The 18,649-nt window shown below is 58.8% G+C and carries 21 protein-coding genes and 1 tRNA gene; 7 read left to right on the top strand and 15 right to left on the bottom strand.

Going from position 1 to position 18,649, the window contains the following annotated elements:
- A partial coding sequence (locus CXK91_RS22810) for a hypothetical protein (protein WP_103456891.1) occupies positions 1–310 on the top strand: 310 nt, incomplete at its 5' end.
- A gap of 994 nt (positions 311–1,304) precedes the next feature.
- Here CXK91_RS22810 and CXK91_RS14885 read toward each other — a convergent pair.
- The gene (locus CXK91_RS14885; RefSeq protein WP_103456890.1) at positions 1,305–1,604 is read right to left on the bottom strand and encodes a PilZ domain-containing protein; all 300 of its coding nucleotides are present in this window, start codon (positions 1,602–1,604) and stop codon (positions 1,305–1,307) included.
- A gap of 401 nt (positions 1,605–2,005) precedes the next feature.
- Positions 2,006–3,067, bottom strand: a complete 1,062-nt coding sequence (locus CXK91_RS14875) for an SDR family oxidoreductase (protein WP_103456888.1) — start codon at positions 3,065–3,067, stop codon at positions 2,006–2,008.
- Between the two features lie 140 nt (positions 3,068–3,207).
- Between CXK91_RS14875 and CXK91_RS14870 the strand changes: the two genes are divergently transcribed.
- The gene (locus tag CXK91_RS14870) at positions 3,208–3,537 is read left to right on the top strand and encodes a winged helix-turn-helix transcriptional regulator (RefSeq protein ID WP_256055730.1); all 330 of its coding nucleotides are present in this window, start codon (positions 3,208–3,210) and stop codon (positions 3,535–3,537) included.
- A gap of 224 nt (positions 3,538–3,761) precedes the next feature.
- On the opposite strand, the gene map is transcribed toward CXK91_RS14870, so the two are convergent.
- Both map and CXK91_RS14860 read right to left on the bottom strand, forming a co-directional pair.
- Positions 3,762–4,556, bottom strand: coding sequence for a type I methionyl aminopeptidase (gene map / locus CXK91_RS14865; protein ID WP_103456886.1), 795 nt, complete (start codon positions 4,554–4,556; stop codon positions 3,762–3,764).
- Positions 4,553–4,816: a ParD-like family protein gene (locus tag CXK91_RS14860; RefSeq protein ID WP_103456885.1), complete on the bottom strand. Its 264-nt coding sequence runs from the start codon at positions 4,814–4,816 to the stop codon at positions 4,553–4,555. The genes map and CXK91_RS14860 overlap by 4 nt, the downstream gene beginning before the upstream one ends.
- Before the next feature lie 402 nt (positions 4,817–5,218).
- On the opposite strand from CXK91_RS14860, the gene dusA reads away from it, so the two are divergent.
- Together dusA and tal are read left to right on the top strand one after the other, a co-directional pair.
- Positions 5,219–6,211 carry a tRNA dihydrouridine(20/20a) synthase DusA gene (gene dusA / locus CXK91_RS14855; protein WP_103456884.1) on the top strand — a complete coding sequence of 331 codons (993 nt, stop codon included), beginning with the start codon at positions 5,219–5,221 and terminating at the stop codon, positions 6,209–6,211.
- Between the two features lie 132 nt (positions 6,212–6,343).
- A complete protein-coding gene (tal, locus tag CXK91_RS14850; RefSeq protein ID WP_103456883.1) occupies positions 6,344–7,270 on the top strand; it encodes a transaldolase in 927 nt (308 codons plus the stop codon).
- A gap of 14 nt (positions 7,271–7,284) precedes the next feature.
- Here tal and rssC read toward each other — a convergent pair whose 3' ends face one another.
- Entirely contained in the window at positions 7,285–7,767 is a 483-nt protein-coding gene (gene rssC / locus CXK91_RS14845; protein ID WP_003301853.1) for an anti-sigma factor antagonist RssC, read from the bottom strand.
- A complete protein-coding gene (gene rssB / locus CXK91_RS14840; protein ID WP_103456882.1) occupies positions 7,764–8,948 on the bottom strand; it encodes a two-component system response regulator RssB in 1,185 nt (394 codons plus the stop codon). Before rssB ends, rssC begins: the two co-directional genes overlap by 4 nt.
- A 194-nt stretch (positions 8,949–9,142) precedes the next feature.
- Here rssB and CXK91_RS14835 point away from each other — a divergent pair, with 194 nt between their 5' ends.
- Positions 9,143–9,442, top strand: coding sequence for a PilZ domain-containing protein (locus tag CXK91_RS14835; RefSeq protein WP_103456881.1), 300 nt, complete (start codon positions 9,143–9,145; stop codon positions 9,440–9,442).
- A 43-nt stretch (positions 9,443–9,485) separates the two neighbouring features.
- Here CXK91_RS14835 and CXK91_RS14830 read toward each other — a convergent pair whose 3' ends face one another.
- Positions 9,486–10,187 (bottom strand): MlaA family lipoprotein, encoded by a 702-nt coding sequence (locus CXK91_RS14830; RefSeq protein WP_103456880.1) that lies wholly within the window; start codon positions 10,185–10,187, stop codon positions 9,486–9,488.
- A gap of 214 nt (positions 10,188–10,401) precedes the next feature.
- Here CXK91_RS14830 and CXK91_RS14825 point away from each other — a divergent pair, with 214 nt between their 5' ends.
- Complete coding sequence (locus tag CXK91_RS14825; RefSeq protein ID WP_103456879.1) at positions 10,402–10,668, top strand: DUF4404 family protein; 267 nt, start codon at positions 10,402–10,404, stop codon at positions 10,666–10,668.
- 47 nt (positions 10,669–10,715) lie between these two features.
- Here the strand turns inward: CXK91_RS14825 and queF are convergent, their stop codons facing one another.
- From queF to CXK91_RS14785, 8 genes are all read right to left on the bottom strand, one after another.
- Complete coding sequence (gene queF / locus CXK91_RS14820; RefSeq protein WP_103456878.1) at positions 10,716–11,546, bottom strand: NADPH-dependent 7-cyano-7-deazaguanine reductase QueF; 831 nt, start codon at positions 11,544–11,546, stop codon at positions 10,716–10,718.
- A 91-nt stretch (positions 11,547–11,637) separates the two neighbouring features.
- Positions 11,638–12,417 carry an ABC transporter permease gene (locus tag CXK91_RS14815; RefSeq protein ID WP_103456877.1) on the bottom strand — a complete coding sequence of 260 codons (780 nt, stop codon included), beginning with the start codon at positions 12,415–12,417 and terminating at the stop codon, positions 11,638–11,640.
- Positions 12,414–13,343, bottom strand: a complete 930-nt coding sequence (locus tag CXK91_RS14810) for an ABC transporter ATP-binding protein (RefSeq protein ID WP_103456876.1) — start codon at positions 13,341–13,343, stop codon at positions 12,414–12,416. The genes CXK91_RS14815 and CXK91_RS14810 overlap by 4 nt, the downstream gene beginning before the upstream one ends.
- An 86-nt stretch (positions 13,344–13,429) precedes the next feature.
- A complete protein-coding gene (locus CXK91_RS14805) occupies positions 13,430–14,428 on the bottom strand; it encodes a succinylglutamate desuccinylase (RefSeq protein ID WP_103456875.1) in 999 nt (332 codons plus the stop codon).
- A gap of 12 nt (positions 14,429–14,440) precedes the next feature.
- Positions 14,441–14,722: a topoisomerase II gene (locus CXK91_RS14800; protein WP_103456874.1), complete on the bottom strand. Its 282-nt coding sequence runs from the start codon at positions 14,720–14,722 to the stop codon at positions 14,441–14,443.
- A gap of 57 nt (positions 14,723–14,779) precedes the next feature.
- Positions 14,780–16,000, bottom strand: coding sequence for an aspartate aminotransferase family protein (locus CXK91_RS14795; RefSeq protein ID WP_103456873.1), 1,221 nt, complete (start codon positions 15,998–16,000; stop codon positions 14,780–14,782).
- A 140-nt stretch (positions 16,001–16,140) separates the two neighbouring features.
- A complete protein-coding gene (locus CXK91_RS14790) occupies positions 16,141–16,830 on the bottom strand; it encodes a crotonase/enoyl-CoA hydratase family protein (RefSeq protein ID WP_103456872.1) in 690 nt (229 codons plus the stop codon).
- 128 nt (positions 16,831–16,958) lie between these two features.
- Positions 16,959–18,248, bottom strand: a complete 1,290-nt coding sequence (locus CXK91_RS14785; protein ID WP_103456871.1) for an HD-GYP domain-containing protein — start codon at positions 18,246–18,248, stop codon at positions 16,959–16,961.
- Between the two features lie 202 nt (positions 18,249–18,450).
- On the opposite strand from CXK91_RS14785, the gene CXK91_RS14780 reads away from it, so the two are divergent.
- Positions 18,451–18,540, top strand: a tRNA-Ser gene (locus CXK91_RS14780).
- Positions 18,541–18,649 lie beyond the last annotated feature (109 nt).

Raw genomic sequence — 18,649 nt, 5'->3', positions numbered from 1 at the left:
GTTACCTGTCAAGCTGTTTTTGAAGAAGTTTTTCTTTCTTCTCAACCGCTTGCGCTTCAGATCAACTTGCGTCTCTCATCAGCGGGAGGCGAATCATACAGCGTTCAAAACCGCTGTCAACCACCTCCTTCAACCGCTTCCGATCAACCTGACCGAAGCCACCAGCAGCGCTAAACCACCGCCCTGCCAGCCCGGCGCATTCTACTCGAATCCACCACCAGTGCAACCCTTTTATTTCGCTAACCTTTTGATTTACAAGAGGTTTTGCTTAAGGACTGCGCCGGAAGTGGTGCGCATTATAGGGGCCTGAAAACTACCGTCAACCGTTAATTCAGACTTTATGCGTTGTTTCTCTATCACCCCCAATAATGGCGCGTTCGCAACCCTGTTGTTAATACCCAGAGAGTGTATCGCTCTGCATTAGCCGGTCCTCATCTATGGCGCTACGGTAATTGGCACGCGCAACCACGTGGCGGATACGGATGGCTACGTTTCTCAATGAGCCGCTTTGCACCCTATTAGCCGACGCCCACATCACCCTCGCGAGCCCTACCCTCGTACCCACTACCGGTATCGACGACGTTGTTGCTGCTGATATAGCACACAGTTGCTACTAGCCCGGACATGACAAAGGCGACGAAGCCATGTCGTCCTACCGGGAGCCGAAGGCGCTCTGGCTGGCGCCAAGCGTCGCAGCCACCCAAGGTTCGCCGTCGCGATAAATCCGGCGGCGGCTGCAGAGAGCGAACAGCCTCTAATAAGTAGATTCTTTGTCAAGCCTCATAACGCACGCAAGACTACGATGGAGGCTCGCCCATGGGGCATCCCGCGCACGGTTTGGAAGAAGCAGCGTCCCCAGCAGTCCAGGGACTTTGCAGATACGGTACTCGGGCACATCGGGTCGTCACTGCGAAGACAAATACAGGGTCAAAAAAAAACCCGCCGAAGCGGGTTTACTCGTCGTCCTTTTTCCTGAGCCGCTTCCAGCGGCAGTTCCCTATCACCGTCCCGATGTTGTGCGATCCTTCGCCACCGCAGCTCAGACGAGCTGGCCAAAGTGCGGTTGCTCCCCTAACCAGTCCTTGTGGGTGGATAAGCAGCACATCCTATGAACGGCGATGATGGCAATAGTTCACTAAATTGCCATCATATTAATTATAAAAGGCCATCAGCCTTCAAAGGACGATCATTTGCCGCCTGAAGCGGCACTTGGCCGCCGAAATAATGGGTGTACCGGCGCCTGTTAGGGGCGATACCAGAGCGTGATGAAATGGGGCTAAACCGTCCCAGCCCCAAGAGGCGCTTCAGTTCATCGAGTGAATGGTGAGACCCAGCTTCTGGCGGCCATCCTCATGGGCGCCGACGCGCACCACTTCGGTCAGGGCGTCGAGGCCTTTGAGCTCGGCGTGTTCGGAGGGTATATGGACGCGGATCTTATCGCCCAGCTTGAACGAGGTAGCAGCGAGCACTTGCATGCCGGTACTAGATAGATCCTGACAAACTCCCTGCAAGGTCTGCGCGCCCTGCGACAGGGTTATCGGCGTCTCGATGGGCATACGAATGAAGTCGCGTTTTTCGCTGTAATTCCTTTCATGCTGAAGCATTTTTTCTTCCCTAAAGTAAGTTTGTAGGTCGTTACGCACGCCGACCGAGTCTGTCAGACGAGACGCGCGACAACTCAGGTTTGGAACGCTTTACGTCGCGGAGTTCCATCAGCGCGCGAAAAACAACGTGTGCGTGCGAGGTAATGGTGGAGACCGCCAAGCCTGACCCGTCCGAATACGCCTCCCAAACAACCTCCTCCCCTGAGCAGGGCAGACTCCCCAGCGCGTGGACGCGGCGTCTGGCCAACGGCGCAAAAAAGCCGGCCATGAACCCCGGCCTCCATTGAACGCAATTATCCTGAGCTCACGTCTCAGTCCAGCAGCGCTACGCACCGACACCGACACCGACACCGACACCGATCCGATTTCCTGCTCTGAGTGTCGTTGCCCTGCCCCTTACCTCAGCCCGGAATGAGCTTGCTCGCTCGCAACTTGGTGAATACGTCGAAAAATGCGTCATCGCTAGCTTGGTAATCAAGAAACCCGAGCTTCCGACTTTTCGACATGTCCGTGACCACCTCGATCGGCCGACCAAGGTCGGCATCGGTGTGCCACGGTGAGATGAGCCTATCGATGTCAGGCTCAACGAGGTTGAACTGCTGTGCCATGTCGCTCCAGATTTGAGCGTCGTCAGCCATTTGCTGCTCCAGAGGTGCCGGACCATCAAACGGCGCTGCTTCAAGCTCAAACCACTCGGCGATGCGCGCCCACATCCACTTCCAGCGAAATACATCGCCGTTGACAATATTGAAGGCTTGGTTCGCTGCTGCTGGCGTCGTCGAGGCCCAGCGCAGATGCTTTGCGAGCTGCCCCGCATCCGTCATATCGGTCAGGCTGCTCCACTGGACTTCAGAGCCCGGAAAGCGGAACGGCCGCCCGGTAAAGCGGCAGATCGATGCATAGACCGCCAGAGTGGTTGCCATATTCATGGCGTTGCCCACAGCAATTCCGGTGATGGTATGAGGTCGGTGAACGCTCCAGGTAAATCCGTCCCGGACCGCCGCTGAAAAAAGTTCATCTTCCTGGGCGTAATAGAAATTCTCAACGTCCAATCGCCCCTGCTCTTCACGAAACGGTGTTTGAGGCAGCGAGCCCTTACCATAGGCTTCGAAAGGGCCGAGATAGTGTTTGAGGCCGGTCACCAGCGCAACGTGACGAACCGAGCGGGAAGGCCGAACGGCTTCGAGCACGTTACGCACCATCTGTGCATTGACACGGATATTCTCCGCTTCGCTGGCTTGGCGGGCCCAAGTGCTCAGAAAGATGTGAGAGGGAGCCACACCGCTCAGCCCGGAGCTCAGTGCGGGAACGTCGAGCAGGTCTGCGCTGATCGGAGTCACGCCAGCTTCGGCGATTGGGCGCCGAGCTAGCCCAGCTACCGCCCAACCTTCTTCTGCCAATAGACGCGACACAGCCGTTCCGACTATCCCACTTGCTCCGACCACCAGTGCTTGATTTGTCATGTTCAGACCTCCACAAAATGTACAGGCCCGCACCCTACTCACTAAAAAATGTCGATCCAAGTCGGCACCAAATGGTAACCACTCCCATGCAACCAGGCTCTGATGAAGAACAATGGCGTGAAGACTGCGCTCCGAGGCGAGTGCTCGAGATCTTCTCGACCAAATGGACCAGCATGATCCTGCACACCCTCCAGGCTCGACATAATGGGGTGGCCCGCAGCGGCGTTCTCCATAGAAGCCTGCCCGGAATATCAAAGAAGATGTTGATCCAGACCCTTAGAGAGCTGGAGGCAAGCGGGCTGATCGAACGCCACCAGCTTGATTCGGTGCCGCCAGAGGTGAGCTATGCGCTCTCGCCGCTTGGCAGACTGATGGTCCAACCGATTGAAATGGTCTACGAGTGGGCAAGGCAGAATTCCCCTGCTCTGGACCAGCTGCAGCCGCGGGCCACGTCCCGACGTCGCGATTAGGAGATCGTATGCACAGCCACCTCAGCTGAGTACCGTTTTGCTAAAAGAGGCAGCACGCTGAAACTAACGGCGCACCCGCTGAATCCATGCAACTTGGGTGCTAGGCCACTCAAAACGGGCATGATCCGAATGCGAATCAAGCATCAGCTCGCCTACCCGCATCACCGAACAGAAATCCTTAGCCCACCAGCGGCGTGGGCATGTGGCATAAACCCCGACAACGCTTAAACATCTACGCTCCGCGGCACTTCCCTGTGTTCGGGCCAGACCGTGAGCACTTCGAATCCGTCATCCGTGACAGCAACCATGTGTTCCCACTGGGCCGACAGCGACTGATCCCTGGTCACCACAGTCCACCCATCATTCAGCGTTTTGACGCCGAACTTGCCTGCGTTCAGCATGGGCTCAATCGTGAAAATCATGCCCGGCTGCAAGACAAGGCCTTGCCCTGGCCTTCCGTAGTGAAGGACGTCCGGCTTGTCGTGGTAGACCTTGCCAATGCCATGGCCGCAGTAATCGCGCACGACGCTAAATCCCGCGTCCTCGGCGAGCTTCTGGATCGCATATCCGACGTCCCCAAGGGTAGCGCCGGGACGCACGACTCCAATGCCCGCCCACATAGCCTCATACGCTGTCTCGACCAGATGCCGTGCTTTCGGGCTGGGTTCACCCACGAAATACATCCGACTAGTATCGCCGTACCAGCCATCCTTGATCACGGCCACATCAATATTCACGATATCTCCGTCTTCGAGCGCTTTCCCTGATGGAATTCCGTGACAGACCACCTGATTGACGGAAGTACACAACGTTTTCTGATACCCGTGATAACCGATATTGGCAGGTATGGCTTTCAGCTCATCGACGATGAAGTCATGACAGCGCTTGTCGAGCTGCTCAGTCGATACGCCTGCCTTGACGTGGGGAGCGATCATCGCAAGCACCTCTGCGGCAAGCGCCCCAGCGGCGCGGGACATAGCGACTTGCTCGGGACTGTTAATCACCACATTCACTCTCATGCGCGAGCTCTCGGCGCTACCTGCGGATCGGAACCGTCGAGCAGACCTGGCTGGGCGCAGACCTGCAGGAGGTCAATACCGCCTTGCTCAGCGCGTATCAGCAGCCTGCAAATGTCATGGTGATTCAGTTCTGGATATAGCTCAGCAAGCATCCCGATACGCAGCCAATGCTCCGCCTGAGCGTTGATCGAGCGACTCAAGGCATTGCCCGCTATGCGCAAATTGTCGTGCATGGCTTCAGAAATTTTTACAATGCCCATGAAACCTCCTATACGAAACATATATGAAGCATATAGCTCTTCTTTGTATGCGACTAGGGCTGCTGAACTGGATTACGAGAAAAGGGCCTGGCATGTGCATCAACGTGCGCGCCCAGAACTCGGATTGAACCTCGTAGCGAATCGCTTCGCGTCGCCCGGACAGGCCTCGACGACCGCGCGCTACGCGCAAGGCCGCCTCACGGTGTAAACTCGCCGCCTTTTGCTGATTAGTATTTATCGGGCTGCTCACAGCACCTTCAGCGTGCTATTGCGGCTGTTCGTAGCCGTAGCGGGCCAGGCGGCGAGCAGGCATCACACGCCGACACTCGATGTGGTAGCTCAGCACCGGGCTCTTCAAATGACCCGTGAATACGACAGCAACACGAATAGCTGGAAGCCCCAATGGTAAAAGAAACGACGCGCCCTGCACTGTCCCGCCGCTTCTCTGTCGCGCCGATGATGGACTGGACTGATAGGCACTGTAGGTACTTCCTGCGCCAGCTATCGCAACGCGCTCTCCTCTATACCGAAATGGTCACTACAGGCGCGCTGCTACACGGCCATGCGCAGCGTTTTCTGCAGCACCATGAAAGTGAGCATCCGCTTGCCCTTCAACTAGGCGGCAGCGTACCGGCGGAGCTGGCCGCTTGTGCGCAGCTTGCTGAAGCCGCGGGTTATGACGAAGTGAACCTCAACATCGGTTGCCCCAGCGATCGAGTGCAGAACAACATGATCGGCGCCTGCCTGATGGGTCATCCGTCGCTGGTGGCCGATTGCGTCAAGGCGATGCGCGATGCGGTAGATATCGAGGTCACCGTCAAGCATCGCATCGGTATCAATGGGCGCGACAGCTATGCTGAGCTGTGCGATTTTGTCGGGCAGGTACGCGACGCCGGCTGCCGCAGTTTCACCGTGCATGCACGCATCGCAATTCTGGAGGGGCTGTCACCCAAGCAGAATCGCGAGGTACCGCCACTGCGTTACGACATTGCCACGCAGCTGAAGCAGGACTTCCCATATCTCGAGATCATACTGAACGGGGGCATCAAGACGCTGGGCGAGTGTCACGAACACCTACAGGTTTTCGATGGTGTCATGCTAGGCCGCGAGGCTTACCACAACCCCTATCTGCTGGCCCGCGTCGACCAGGAACTGTTCGCTAGCGAGGCGCCGGTAATCAGCCGAGCGCAAGTCCTGCGCAACATGCGGCCCTACATCGAGCGGCACCTGGCAGAGGGTGGCGCGATGCATCACATCACCCGCCACGTGCTCGGACTGGGCCAGGGTTTTAATGGAGCACGGCGCTTTCGCCAGCTGCTGTCGGTGGATATCCACAAGACGAGCGAGCCACTTGTATTGCTCGATCAGGCCGCGGCGCTCCTCGAGGGGCACTGAGAGTTCCGCGAACAAGGAACGCAGTCCTGGCATTTGTATCAAAGGCCAGGCGCATCCGGGTCATCCGCTCGTTGAGCGGGCTGACTGGCTCGGGTAAGGTCATGCCACTTAACAGGACGGAGCCCCTCTTAAATGACTTCCAAGCTGGAACAACTCAAGCAGTTCACGACCGTCGTCGCCGACACCGGTGATATCGACGCCATTGCCCGTCTGAAGCCGGTAGACGCCACTACCAACCCGTCGCTGCTGCTCAAGGCAGCCGCGATGCCGCGTTATGCCGACGACTTGGGTAATGCAATGAAGCAATGTCAGGGCGATATCGGTCTGGCTTGCGACCTCTTCGCCGTTGCGGTCGGCAAGCAGATTCTGGAGCTTATCCCCGGGCGCATCTCTACCGAAGTCGACGCGCGTCTGTCCTTCGATACCCAAGCGATGGTCCAGCGCGGCGAACGCCTGATTGGTCTTTACGAACAGGCCGGAATCAGCCGCGAGCGCGTGCTGATCAAAATTGCCTCCACATGGGAAGGCATTCGTGCGGCCGAACAATTGGAAAAGGCCGGCATCCAAACCAACCTCACACTGCTGTTCTCTTTCACTCAGGCGGTAGCGTGCGCCGAAGCCGGCGTATTCTTGATCTCGCCCTTCGTCGGCCGTATCTACGACTGGTACAAGAAGCATGAAGGCCGCGATTACCAGGGTTCGGACGACCCTGGCGTGCAGTCGGTCAGCCGCATCTACGACTACTACAAGACTCACGGCTACAAGACGGTGGTAATGGGCGCTAGCTTCCGCAATGTAGGACAGATCGAGGCACTGGCCGGTTGTGATCGACTCACCATCAGTCCAGAACTACTCGGCGACCTGGCCGAAGCCGGCGGAACACTGGAGCGCAAACTGCAGCCCGGTCGCGAATCAGAAGCGCGTATCAGCCTGGATGAGAAGAGCTTCCGCTGGGGGCTGAACGAGGATGCGATGGCAACCGAAAAGCTTGCCGAGGGCATCCGGCAGTTCGCACGGGATCAGGAAAAGCTCGAAGCGCTATTGGCAAAGCTGGCCTGAAGAAACCGCTCTGATCAGGACCGTTCCAATGCGGTGACAAGGTCATGGAAGGCCTCGCGGTTGGATTCATTGAGGCTCATCAGTATTCGGTGAGCCTCGAGCACCTTGGCTTTAACCACCTCTTCGGACTGGTCCTGCGAGGGCAAATCGGCCAGACACTCCGGGCAAGGCAACGGGGTGTCGACGATATTGAACACCTGATCGAAGCCCATCGACTGCAAGAGTCGAGTGATATCCGGGTGAGTGGTGACCAGAGTCGGCAACATGCCAACCTTCTGCCGCGACAGGATGGATAGCTTGGCCAACAGCCCCAACGTGGTGCTGTCGATGCTGCGACTCTCGGTCAGATCGATGACGATCGAAGAAAAATTGCGCGACGAAAAGATTTTCTCGATCGTCGCATCCAGCGCCGAACATAGGGTCAGGCGGATTTCACCGATGAATTTCAGAACAAAGGTGCCATCCATCTCGGCGAACTGGATTCTACCAGTACTCATGCAAGGTTCCTGCTCAACACCAGCAAGGCGATATCGTCGGGCATGTCAGCGAGGTCAGCCAGCCCGAGGACTCGACGCAATCCATCCAGCGTGCCACCGGCGTCCGTAATCAGACCGGGCAGCGCGGACTCCTTTTCTTTGAGTGTCTCGCCCGGCAAAAGGTCCAAAATGCCATCGGAGAGCAACGTGAGGCTGAAGGTCTCCGGAAGCTTCAGCTCGAAATTCTGATAGGTGGCTTCGACGAATAGTCCGACCGGCAGCCCTCGCCCTTCCAAATAGCGTGCGCCGTCGCCCGTGTAGAGGACCGGCATCGGCAAGTGGCCACCGATGCTGTAGTGCAACACGTCATGCTCCTGGTCGATAACGCCGCCCAGCATGGTGACGTGCTTGCCCAGCTTGCAGTTGATCAGCCCCCGATTGATGTGATCGAGCACTTCCGACGGTTTGAATTCACGCAGTGTGCCTCCCCGGCGGGACTCATACAGTAGGCGCGTAGTCATGAATTTGAGCAGAACGGTGACGAACGCCGAAGACGCACCATGGCCAGACACGTCGGCGAGATAGAAACCGATACGACGATCATCCACACGGAAATAGTCGACAAAGTCACCGGACAAATATAGCGACGGGATAATCTGGTGCGCGAAGTCGAAGTCATCGACACTCCAGGGCGTCACCGGCAGCATGTTCATCTGCACCTGGCGCCCAGCGTCCTGATCTTCCTGCAGCAGATGCAGGCTGGCCTGCAGATCACGGTTGGCCGTTTCCAGCTGCTCGCGGTAACGGCGGTTCTCCAAACGCAGGCGCGAACGATCCAGGGCGCGGTGAACCGAATGCTCGAGCATCGCCAGGTCTTCGAGGGGCTTGATCAGGTAGTCGGCTGCGCCAAGTCGCAGAGCCTCCACCGCATCACTCATCACTCCGGCACCGGACACTACGATCACTGGTAGATCGAGCTGGCGCTCGCTGATCAGGCGGATCAGCTCAAGGCCGTCCATCTGTGGCATACGCAAATCGCAGATAACCAGATCAGGCTGCTCGGACTCGAAGAGTTCCATGCCCTGCGGACCGTTACCGGCCTGCAGAACACGAAAGCCGCTGTCATCCAGATAGGCGGCCAGACTGGCCCGAACCACATCGTCGTCATCTATGATCAGCAGCGTCGCGCTTGGTTTATGCATGTTCCTACCAGGCGATGTCGCCAGGATGATTGGCGAAAACATTGGCCCCGCATGACGCTGGGCATGGGTTCGTTTCAAGGCGCAGACGGTACTCCCATACGATCGGGGTTTCAAGCCGACCGGCCGGCACCTTTACAGGTCGAATTGAGGGGAGCTATAACAAAGCCGCAAGCCATATATAAAAGGTTTAGACCATGAGCCAGAAAGACCGTGATTACAGCGAAAAACGCGATTTCATCCGGATGCAGATCGAAACAACCGTAGCACTGGAACATGGCGATACAAAGCTCAGCGGGACCTGCATCGACCTCTCCAGCACCGGAATGCAGGTTTTGGCCGGCACCACGCTGACCATGGGTGACAAGGTTCGCGTACTGATCCCCTCCGAGCACAGCGAATTGAAAGGGCTCGACGCGCAGACTGAAGTAGTGCGCGTCAGCCAGCTGGACGATGGTCGGCAGAGCCTGGGCCTCGCCATTCTTTCGATGTCCTGATCCATCTCGCTATCCGGCGATGGCCGCAAAAATGCGGCCAGGCTTAGAAGTCGTCTTCGACTTCGCCGTCGTTGGTGCGGAACTCACGGTTCTGCAGATAGGCATTTCGCACGAAGATATAGCGATCACCACGAATCATCTTCTCGGCAGAAAGCAGCCCGGCTCGCGTATCCACCAAATCTACTCCGCGCGTCACGTTGCGTGTCGGCACATGGTCCATGTGGGGATAAGGTTCAAGGAAGGAATCGGGCACTCGACCGAAAGCGTCCCGTACGCTGCTAGGCCCCAGCAGCGGTAGCACAACGTATGGGCCGCTGCCCAATCCCCATACTCCCAGGGTCTGTCCGAAATCTTCGTCGTTCTTGTGCAGGCCCATGCGGGTGGCAACGTCGAAGAAGCCGAGCACGCCGAAGGTGGTGTTGAACAGGATCCGACTGGTATCAATGCCTGCATCGCGGACCTTGCCCTGCAGCAGATCATTGGTCAGCACAACTACATCACCAAGGTTGCTGAACACGTTGCCGATGCCGTCTTCGAGAAACTCCGGCGTCACCTTCTGGTAGCCCTTGGCCAAGGGTTTGAGGGTGTAAGTATCCACGGTGTCGTTGAAACGGAACACTGCGCGGTTGAAGCCTTCCCACGGATCTTCTTCGGCAGCAAGCGCAGGGGCTGCGCCCGCCAGGGCGACAGCAGCGACGAAACCGGCCTTGAGCACGGCGATCCAGGCCGTAGCGATCTTGGGCATTGCTCTTTTCTCCTTAAGGTATTGATGCATGCGGCGCACCGACGCAGAAGGCGCAGTATAGATTGATCACCTGGGTTTCGGCAGCTAGGCAGATATGCGGCCATTTCGCTTGGCCTCGCACTGCAAAGGCACAGACAAAGGTCGAGCCGCTAGTTTAACCTTCAGCTATCAGATTCATTTAACGTTGTCCGTAAACCCATGAGAGGGAAGCAAAATGCCGGAACATGATCTGCAGTCGCAGCTCGAAGAACTGCGTAATCAACTGGCCCAGGACACGCCGCTGACCGCCGAGGAACGGGCTTCGTTGCACGCGATTGCCCAAGACATCGAAGCGCGTCTGGCAACGCAGGGCACTACCGACTACAACGACTCGCTGGTAGACGGTGTCAACCTGGCGGTCGAGCGCTTTGAGGTCAGCCACCCGGGCATGGCCATGACGCTGCGCAACATCATGCAGACCCTTGCCAATATGGGAATCTGAACAACATGCCGGTCAGGCCGCGGCGCCCGCCAATGCGGCCTCCTATTCTACTGGCGTACTAACCGGCGATTGTCGACGACCATCGCCTCTGTGCTGCGGTATGGATTGATGTCCAACCCGCCGCGACGCACATAACGCGCATAGACAGTCAGCTTCTCCGGCTGCAGCAGACGCTGCAGATCGAGGAAGATGCGCTCCACGCATTGCTCGTGAAAGTCAGCGTGCTGACGAAAGCTCACCAAATACGTAAGCAGACTCTCCGCTTGCAAAGCTGCACCGCGGTACTCCACCACCACACTGCCCCAGTCCGGCTGACCGGTGACCGGGCAATTGGATTTCAGCAGATGACTGTGCAGGGTCTCGTCGACCACATGCCCGGCATCACAGACCAGCAGCTCCGGCTGCGGATGGTCGTAATGCTCGATAGCGACATTCAAGTCGTCAATGCAGCGCCCTGGTAGCACCGCAACGCCCTCCGCGGCGACCTCATCCAGCGTACGCAGGCGTACCTTCACCGGCTTGCCGGCAGCCGCGGAAAGATCACCGATCATCACCTCGACCAACGCCTCACGCGACTCGAATACCGATTGGTTCAGCGAATTGAGATAGAGCTTGAAAGACTTGGACTCGATGATGTTCGGCGAGTCTGCCGGAATCTCGAATTCACCGATCGCCACCACCGGCTTGCCGGAAGGCAGCAGCCAGGACAGCTCGTAGCAATTCCACAGATCCACGCCCTGGTAAGGCAGCGTCGCGGCGGTAAGACCGAGTTCGGCCCACTTCGGCGCACGCGGGATCGGAAACAGCAGATGTGGGCTGTAGGTTGCAACGTAAGCGCTGGACTTGCCCAGCGGGGAGTGTTCGGCGGGATGCTGCATGGGAAGAGAACCTGAACGAAAACGCCGCGAAGTTTAGCGCTTCGCGGCGTTCTTTTCAGCGACATCGGCGCGACGGCCGAACGAAGCGCACCTACTGGCGCATCCCCCGACCACTCTTGAGCAGGCCAACCGACACCAGATAGAGCGCGATCACCGCCACCAGCATGAAGCTGATGGCCACGCCGATGCGAATGTCGGAAACGCCCAGGATGCCGTAACGGAATGCGTTGACCATGTGCAGCACCGGGTTGGCCAGCGACAGCGTCTGCCAGAATGGCGACAGCAGGTTGATGGAATAGAACACCCCACCCAGGTACGTCAGCGGCGTCAGCACGAAGGTCGGGATGATCGAGATGTCATCGAAATTGCGTGCGAACACCGCGTTGATGAAGCCACCCAGCGCGAAGATGCTCGCAGTCAGAATGATGACCAGCACGGTCACGCCCAGATGGTGCACCTGCAGATCGGTGAAGAACATCGACAGCAGCGTGACTATCACCGCTACCGCCAGCCCGCGCGTGATGCCGCCAAGGGCAAAACCGATGACGATCACATGTGGCGACACCGGCGAAACAAGCAGCTCCTCGATGGAGCGCTGAAACTTGGCGCTGAAGAAGCTCGACACCACGTTACTGTACGAGTTGGTGATCACCGACATCATGATCAGCCCGGGCACGATGTAATCCATGTAGCTGAAGCCGCCCATATCGCCGATGCGAGCGCCAATCAAACTACCGAAGATGACGAAGTACAGCACCATGGTGATCGCCGGGGGGAGCAGCGTCTGCGGCCAGATGCGGGTGTAGCGCCGGATCTCGCGCTGGACGATGGTCTGCAGCGCGACAAGGTTGGGACGTAGCTCGCCGCTCATGGCTTCACCTTCAGGTTGTTCTCCACCAGCGACACGAACAGCTCCTCCAGTCGGTTGGTCTTGTTACGCAGGCTCAGCACCTCGATACCCTGGGCGCCCAGCAGGCGGAACAGCTCGGTCACGCCCTGGCTTTTCTCCACCTGCACCTCGAGTGTGTGGTGGTCGACCAACCGCGACGGATAGTTACCCAGCTCAGGCGCCACCAGCTGCGACTCCTTGAGGTCGAGCAGAAAGGTTTCCACATGCAGCTGCGTGAGCAGCTCGCGCATGCTGGTGTTCTTGACGATCTGACCCCGGTCGATGATGCCGATGTTGCGGCACAACTGCTCGGCCTCCTCCAGATAGTGCGTGGTGAGGATGATGGTGATGCCTTCTCGGTTGAGCTCGGTGAGGAACGACCACATCGAGCGGCGCAGCTCGATGTCCACACCCGCCGTTGGCTCATCGAGGATCAACAGCCGCGGCTGATGAATCAGCGCTCGGGCGATCATCAAACGCCGCTTCATGCCGCCGGAGAGCATCCGCGAAGACACATCACGCTTGTCCCACAGGCCCAGCTGGTTGAGATAGCGCTCAGCCCGCTCCTTGGCGATCTTCGCCGGGATGCCGTAGTAACCGGCCTGCGTGACCAGGATGTCGAAGGCCTTCTCAAACTGGTTGAAGTTGAACTCCTGCGGCACCACACCAAGGCAACGCTTGAGTCCGGACGGGTCACGATCAAGGTCGTGGCCGAACACATTGACCGTGCCGCCGCTCTTGTTCACCAAGGTGGAAAGAATGCCGATGGTGGTGGATTTGCCGGCGCCGTTGGGCCCGAGCAAGGCGAAGAAGTCGCCTTCAGCTACATCCAGGTCTATGCCCTTGAGGGCCTGGAAGCCATTGCCATAGGTCTTGGTCAACTGCCGAATTGACAGAGCAGTACTCATAAGAAGGTGCACACAACGCGAAGGGAGTGGAGGTAGATATGGGCATCGCGGGCCGATTGCAACCGCTCATTCGTGCAGCGTACGCCTCACCGCTTCGGTTCGGACTCTTCCAGCGGCGTCACGATCAGGGCCGCGCGCTGCCCTACGGCGACATCAGCCATGGGAAACAGAATGCGCGCACCCGGCTCGTCGACGATCCAACGCTTGCCGTCATCCTCGGCCAGCACGCTGCCAAGCGGCAGTGGCGCGAAATTCTCGATATCGGCGGGCACACACAGCCGAAAGCCTGGGCTACGCTTGATGATCTCGCGAGAAATCTGCAACAACTGCGGCGACTCCTGCATAACAGCAGGCAGCGCGCGCCCTTCGATCATCGCATTCAGGCCGCGCTCGAACTGCAACACTGCCTGTGGCAGGGTTTCGCCCTTGCCCTCGGCAAGCTCAACGGTAAACGCGTCGGCGCCATGAAGCGTGGCGGTCATCGCGCTAAACGTAGAGGTGGCCTGGTGCTGCAGCAGAACGCCGTCGATTGCCAGGCCTTGCAAACGGGCCAACGCCTCGGGCGAAACTTGCTCACCCTCTCGCCAGGGGCAGATCGCGAACTGGGCAAGGCGCGATGGGCGCATAGCCGAATGCAGGTCATAGTGTCGGCGCTGGCGGCCTGGCAGGCTGAAGAAGCCGCTGACCAATGCCTCAAGCTCTGCGGCGCGAATGGCTTCGCTGCCCCAGACATCCGCATGCACACCGCAAAATAGACGGTTCAGATCATGCTCAACCTGCCGTACCAATTTGCGCATTGCTGCAGGATTGGCGAACAGCAGCAACAGTCGCGCACGCGGTTGCACATCGCCCCGTGCGAGCGCACGAATCAGGCGATCCAGAACATGGATGGGGATGAGTTCATTGCCATGAATGCCCGCCGACAGGAGCAGGTCCAGCCCTTGATCCTGCGCGGGTGGAGGCGACACCAGCAGTGCGCCATCGGCCAGCCAGTGCAGCTTCACCCCATGCGGGGTGAGCTGGATCTTCTCGCAGGGCTCACGCCCCGCGAGAGTCAGCTCCAGCAGCTTGCCGATGGCGAGCATGCCGGGATGCCGTCAGTGGTTACAGTCAGGGCCGTGGACGTGCTCGTCCTCATCGGCCTCGACCGGTTCCATTTCCAACTGCAGGCTGACCAGATTGGTTGCCAGCGGGCGCAGCACCAGATTGGCGTACTCGGTATCGCCATCCTCGACGTCCACACCGATCATCAGCTGACCGTTACCGACCTGCTGAATCCAAACCTCGCGGCCCTGCCAGATCACGGCGAAACGGGTGCAGGAGGTTTCCAGTTGGGTTCCGTCGACATCTTCCAGAACCAGTTGCAGGCTATCGCTCATTGAATTGCTCTCGCTAGTAGAATGCGCGACACCCGCCAGCGCCGCGCATAGGGTTGATCAGGCCTGGGTCAGCGTCGCAATAGCGCGCTCGAGACGATCCAGTCCTTCGTCGATATCAGCTTCGTCGATTACCAGGCTCGGCGCCAGGCGTACCACGTCGGGGCCGGCCTGCAGCACCATCAGCGCTTCCTTTTCGGCGGCAGCACAGAAGGTACCCGCCTTGCCCTTCCAGGCATCGCTCAGCACACAACCGATCAGCAGACCACGGCCACGCACCAGGGTGAATACGCCATAGCGCTCGCCGATCTGCATCAGGCGGGCCTTGAAACGCTCGTGCCGCGCCTTGACGCCTTCGAGCACCTGCGGCGTATTGACGATATCCAGCACCGTCTCGGCAACAGCACAGGCCAGCGGATTACCGCCATATGTGGTGCCATGGGTGCCGACACTCAGGTGTGCGGCAATCTCGTTGGTGGTCAGCATCGCGCCGATGGGAAAGCCGCCGCCGAGGCTCTTGGCGTTGGTCAGGATGTCCGGCGTGACGCCGTAGTGCATGTAGGCAAATAGCTCGCCGGTACGACCGAGGCCTGTTTGCACCTCGTCGAAGATCAACAGTGCGTTGTGCTCGTTGCACAGCTGGCGCGCGCCTTCCAGATAGGCCTGGTCGCCCGGCAGGATGCCGCTCTCGCCCTGGATCGGCTCCAGCACCACCGCGCAGGTCTTGTCGGAGATCGCAGCCTTCAAAGCGTCGAGATCGTTGAAGGGTACATGGGTAATGCCTTCGATCTTCGGACCAAAGCCGTCGGAATACTTCGACTGCCCACCTACCGTGACGGTAAACAGGGTCCGACCGTGGAAGCTGTTGAGCGCGGAAATGATCTCGAATTTCTGCGGGCCATACACATCATGGGCGTAGCGGCGAGCCAGCTTGAACGCCGCCTCGTTGGCTTCGGCGCCGGAGTTGCAGAAGAAAGCGCGATCAGCGAAGGTCGCTGCCGTCAGCTTCTTCGCCAGACGCAGCGCCGGCTCGTTGGTATAGATGTTGGAGATGTGCCATAGCTTGCCGGCCTGCTCGGTCAACGCCGCCACCATCGCCGGATGCGCATGGCCCAGCGCATTGACCGCAATGCCGCCGGCAAAGTCCACCAGTTCTCGCCCGCTCTGATCCCATACTCGCGATCCCAATCCACGTACCGGTACGAAAGCTGCTGGGGCGAAGGTGGGAACAATGACCTGGTCGAAATCGGCGCGTTCTACCGGGGTGTGCGGGGCGGACATCGGGGCTCTCCTGCGAGGCGACACGGAATGAGAAATGAAAACGCCCCGCCATCGGCGGGGCGTCACCGGCGCAGTGTAAACGCAGGGCCGGCCATCGTGCGCACTCGAGAAAAAATTCTCTTGCGCAGCTGGCCTAAGGATCAGCCGAAGTGCTGCTGGTCCAGCGCGATCGCCTGATCCAGGGTTTCCAGTAGCGCTTTGCGCACTTTGAGCTTGGTGTTCTTGTGCGCGACCATGTTGATCTTCTTCAACTGCTCGGCCGCAGCCTTGGCGACTGCCAGCAGCTCACCAGTCGGCACTACCTTGTCGAGGAAGCCGGCATCCACCGCACTCGCTGGGTCGAACATCTCGCCATTGATCACCGAACGGTGGAATGCCGACTTGCGCAGGCGGTCGCGCGCCAACTCGATACCGGCATGGTGCATGGTCATGCCAATCTGCACCTCATTGAGGCCAATATGGAATGGCCCTTCGACACCGATACGGTAGTCGGCCGACAAGAGCAGGAAGGCACCCTTGGCGATCGCATGCCCCGGGCACGCCACGATGATCGGGAACGGGTGCGCCAGCATCCGGCGGGAGAAGGTCGAACCGGTGGCGACCAGCGTCATGGCGTTCTGCGGGCTCGACGTCATGACCTTCAGATCGTAGCCGCCGGACAGAATGCCCGGCTGCCCGGTGATGATCACGATCGCACGGTCCTGCTCAGCGCGATCCAGCGCGGCGTTGAGCGCCTCGAACACGGCAGGCGAAAGGGCGTTGACCTTGCCATTGCACAGCGTCAGCGTCGCGACGCCATCTTCGAATTGGTAGGAGACCAGCTCACTCATGACGAAATTCCTTGTTTTGAAGTGGGCAGACGTTACCCAGCGCTCAGGCTCAGGTAAAGCACGATGACCGACCGGCCGGTCACGCAGCAATCGCCCGATGGGCATTGTGAAGCGCGCGGGCATGGTCGTCAGACGCCCAATTCGAAGTCCGCCAGTGCTTCTGGATGCAGGATGGATTGAAGTTCCGGATCGGCGATATGCAACCCGAAGGAGCCGTCAGGCAAACCGATGGAAATGCGATAGGGCGTGCCCTCCTCGTCCACCGTGACCTGAGCCAGGTCCAGATAACGAGGTGCGCAACGCTGCTTCGCGGCATCACGCAGCACCACGACACGGGGCCGGAGCTGGTATTGCTGATGCTTCTCCACCACCACGGCAACCTCGCCGGTGTGCAACTCAACGAGCGTACCCACCGGAAATGCACCTAGCCAGCGGATGAATTCATGCACGAGGTCCTCGTCAAACTGCACACCGCTGGCACTTCGCAGAATCTCGAAAGCCGACTGCACGGGCCGCGCGCAGTCATAGGCTCGATGACTGGTGATGGCGTCGAATGCATCGACGATGGTGATGATGCGCGTCATATAGGAAATCTGCGCAGCGCCAGAGCCTAATGGATACCCAGTACCGTTGAGCCGCTCGTGATGACCATAGGCGGCCTGCATTGCAGCCTCGGGAATGCCCGGCTGCGCCCGAAGCGCCTCCAGACCATAGACCGGATGTCGCTTGATCACCTCGAACTCCGCCGGCGTCAGCTTGCCGGGCTTGTTGAGTATCTCGGGATCAATGCGCATCTTGCCGACGTCGTGCAGCAGCCCCGCTATCCCAAGCAGCTGCAACTTGTCATCGTGCAGGCCAAGGTGATTGCCGAAACCCATCGCCATGATCGAAACCGACAGGCAATGCAGGCTGGTATAGAGATCCTTACTCTTCAGACGGATCAGCCAGAGCATCGCGCTTTCGTTGCGCAGCATGCTCTCCAGATTGCGCTTTACCGCGATGTGGCACGCTCGGGTGTCGATCACACGCCCGTGCTGCACATCGGCAAGCACCTGCTCGATCAGCTGCGAACCATCCCGATAGGCTGCGCGCGCCTCTTGCACCTCAATGGACAGCGCATGATGCGTTCGCTCCCGCGGCTTTCGCATACGTGGTGGGCCCACCGCTACCGGCACGCCGTGCTGCAGCAGAACGCGCCGCGTATCGTCGACGTAAACGAACCCGCAGCATTTGCGCACCGCGCGAATTTCGCTGGGGGTCAGTAGCGGAAAACCCTGGAACGCGAAATTCGTTTCGCTCCATGGTCGATCCAGCTCGCAGACGAACATACCCAACTCCAGGTTGGCAGCAGCGACCCGGCGACGGGTTGGCACCAACAAGGTATCGGTATTGCTGCCTGACTTGCTGGTCAGTTTCATCGAACGGGTGAGCTCCTCGGCTTCTTTTCAAAATAACCTAGGCGTCAGCCAAGATTGCACTAGCAGTCTAGCGGAACGTGCACCCTGTCACCTGAGCGATGCGAATTTGTTAAGCACATGAATAGGCTAAAAAAGTTTTTGCCAAAGGGAGTGCGTTCGATTACATTAGCGCGCCTAGACGGACATGAACCTCCGTCGATCCGGTGAGGTGTCCGAGCGGTTGAAGGAGCACGCCTGGAAAGTGTGTATACGAGAAATCGTATCAAGGGTTCGAATCCCTTCCTCACCGCCATATAGCAAATCACGCAAGCCCCTGGAGTCGTAAGACTTTCAGGGGCTTCGTCGTTTTAGGGCTGGCCGGCTCGCAGAGATCGGCCGACTCACAAATCTCCGGCCAGATG

The sequence above is a fragment of the Stutzerimonas stutzeri genome (assembly GCF_002909485.1).
Classification (GTDB): domain Bacteria; phylum Pseudomonadota; class Gammaproteobacteria; order Pseudomonadales; family Pseudomonadaceae; genus Stutzerimonas; species Stutzerimonas stutzeri_AH.
Note: the sequence above shows the minus strand (reverse complement) of the source record. Positions and strands in the feature narration are given on the sequence as shown.

Coding starts and splice junctions, on each gene's coding strand:
- tal (WP_103456883.1), top strand. CDS start 6,344: ATGACTTCCAAGCTGGAACAACTCAAGCAGTTCACGACCGTCGTCGCC.
- CXK91_RS14825 (WP_103456879.1), top strand. CDS start 10,402: ATGCCGGAACATGATCTGCAGTCGCAGCTCGAAGAACTGCGTAATCAA.
- rssC (WP_003301853.1), bottom strand. CDS start 7,767: ATGAGTACTGGTAGAATCCAGTTCGCCGAGATGGATGGCACCTTTGTT.
- dusA (WP_103456884.1), top strand. CDS start 5,219: ATGGTAAAAGAAACGACGCGCCCTGCACTGTCCCGCCGCTTCTCTGTC.
- CXK91_RS14815 (WP_103456877.1), bottom strand. CDS start 12,417: ATGAGCGGCGAGCTACGTCCCAACCTTGTCGCGCTGCAGACCATCGTC.
- CXK91_RS14885 (WP_103456890.1), bottom strand. CDS start 1,604: ATGCTTCAGCATGAAAGGAATTACAGCGAAAAACGCGACTTCATTCGT.
- CXK91_RS14805 (WP_103456875.1), bottom strand. CDS start 14,428: ATGCTCGCCATCGGCAAGCTGCTGGAGCTGACTCTCGCGGGGCGTGAG.
- CXK91_RS14860 (WP_103456885.1), bottom strand. CDS start 4,816: ATGGGCATTGTAAAAATTTCTGAAGCCATGCACGACAATTTGCGCATA.
- CXK91_RS14810 (WP_103456876.1), bottom strand. CDS start 13,343: ATGAGTACTGCTCTGTCAATTCGGCAGTTGACCAAGACCTATGGCAAT.
- CXK91_RS14830 (WP_103456880.1), bottom strand. CDS start 10,187: ATGCCCAAGATCGCTACGGCCTGGATCGCCGTGCTCAAGGCCGGTTTC.
- map (WP_103456886.1), bottom strand. CDS start 4,556: ATGAGAGTGAATGTGGTGATTAACAGTCCCGAGCAAGTCGCTATGTCC.
- rssB (WP_103456882.1), bottom strand. CDS start 8,948: ATGCATAAACCAAGCGCGACGCTGCTGATCATAGATGACGACGATGTG.
- CXK91_RS14800 (WP_103456874.1), bottom strand. CDS start 14,722: ATGAGCGATAGCCTGCAACTGGTTCTGGAAGATGTCGACGGAACCCAA.
- CXK91_RS14790 (WP_103456872.1), bottom strand. CDS start 16,830: ATGAGTGAGCTGGTCTCCTACCAATTCGAAGATGGCGTCGCGACGCTG.
- CXK91_RS14795 (WP_103456873.1), bottom strand. CDS start 16,000: ATGTCCGCCCCGCACACCCCGGTAGAACGCGCCGATTTCGACCAGGTC.
- queF (WP_103456878.1), bottom strand. CDS start 11,546: ATGCAGCATCCCGCCGAACACTCCCCGCTGGGCAAGTCCAGCGCTTAC.
- CXK91_RS14785 (WP_103456871.1), bottom strand. CDS start 18,248: ATGAAACTGACCAGCAAGTCAGGCAGCAATACCGATACCTTGTTGGTG.
- CXK91_RS14835 (WP_103456881.1), top strand. CDS start 9,143: ATGAGCCAGAAAGACCGTGATTACAGCGAAAAACGCGATTTCATCCGG.
- CXK91_RS14875 (WP_103456888.1), bottom strand. CDS start 3,067: ATGACAAATCAAGCACTGGTGGTCGGAGCAAGTGGGATAGTCGGAACG.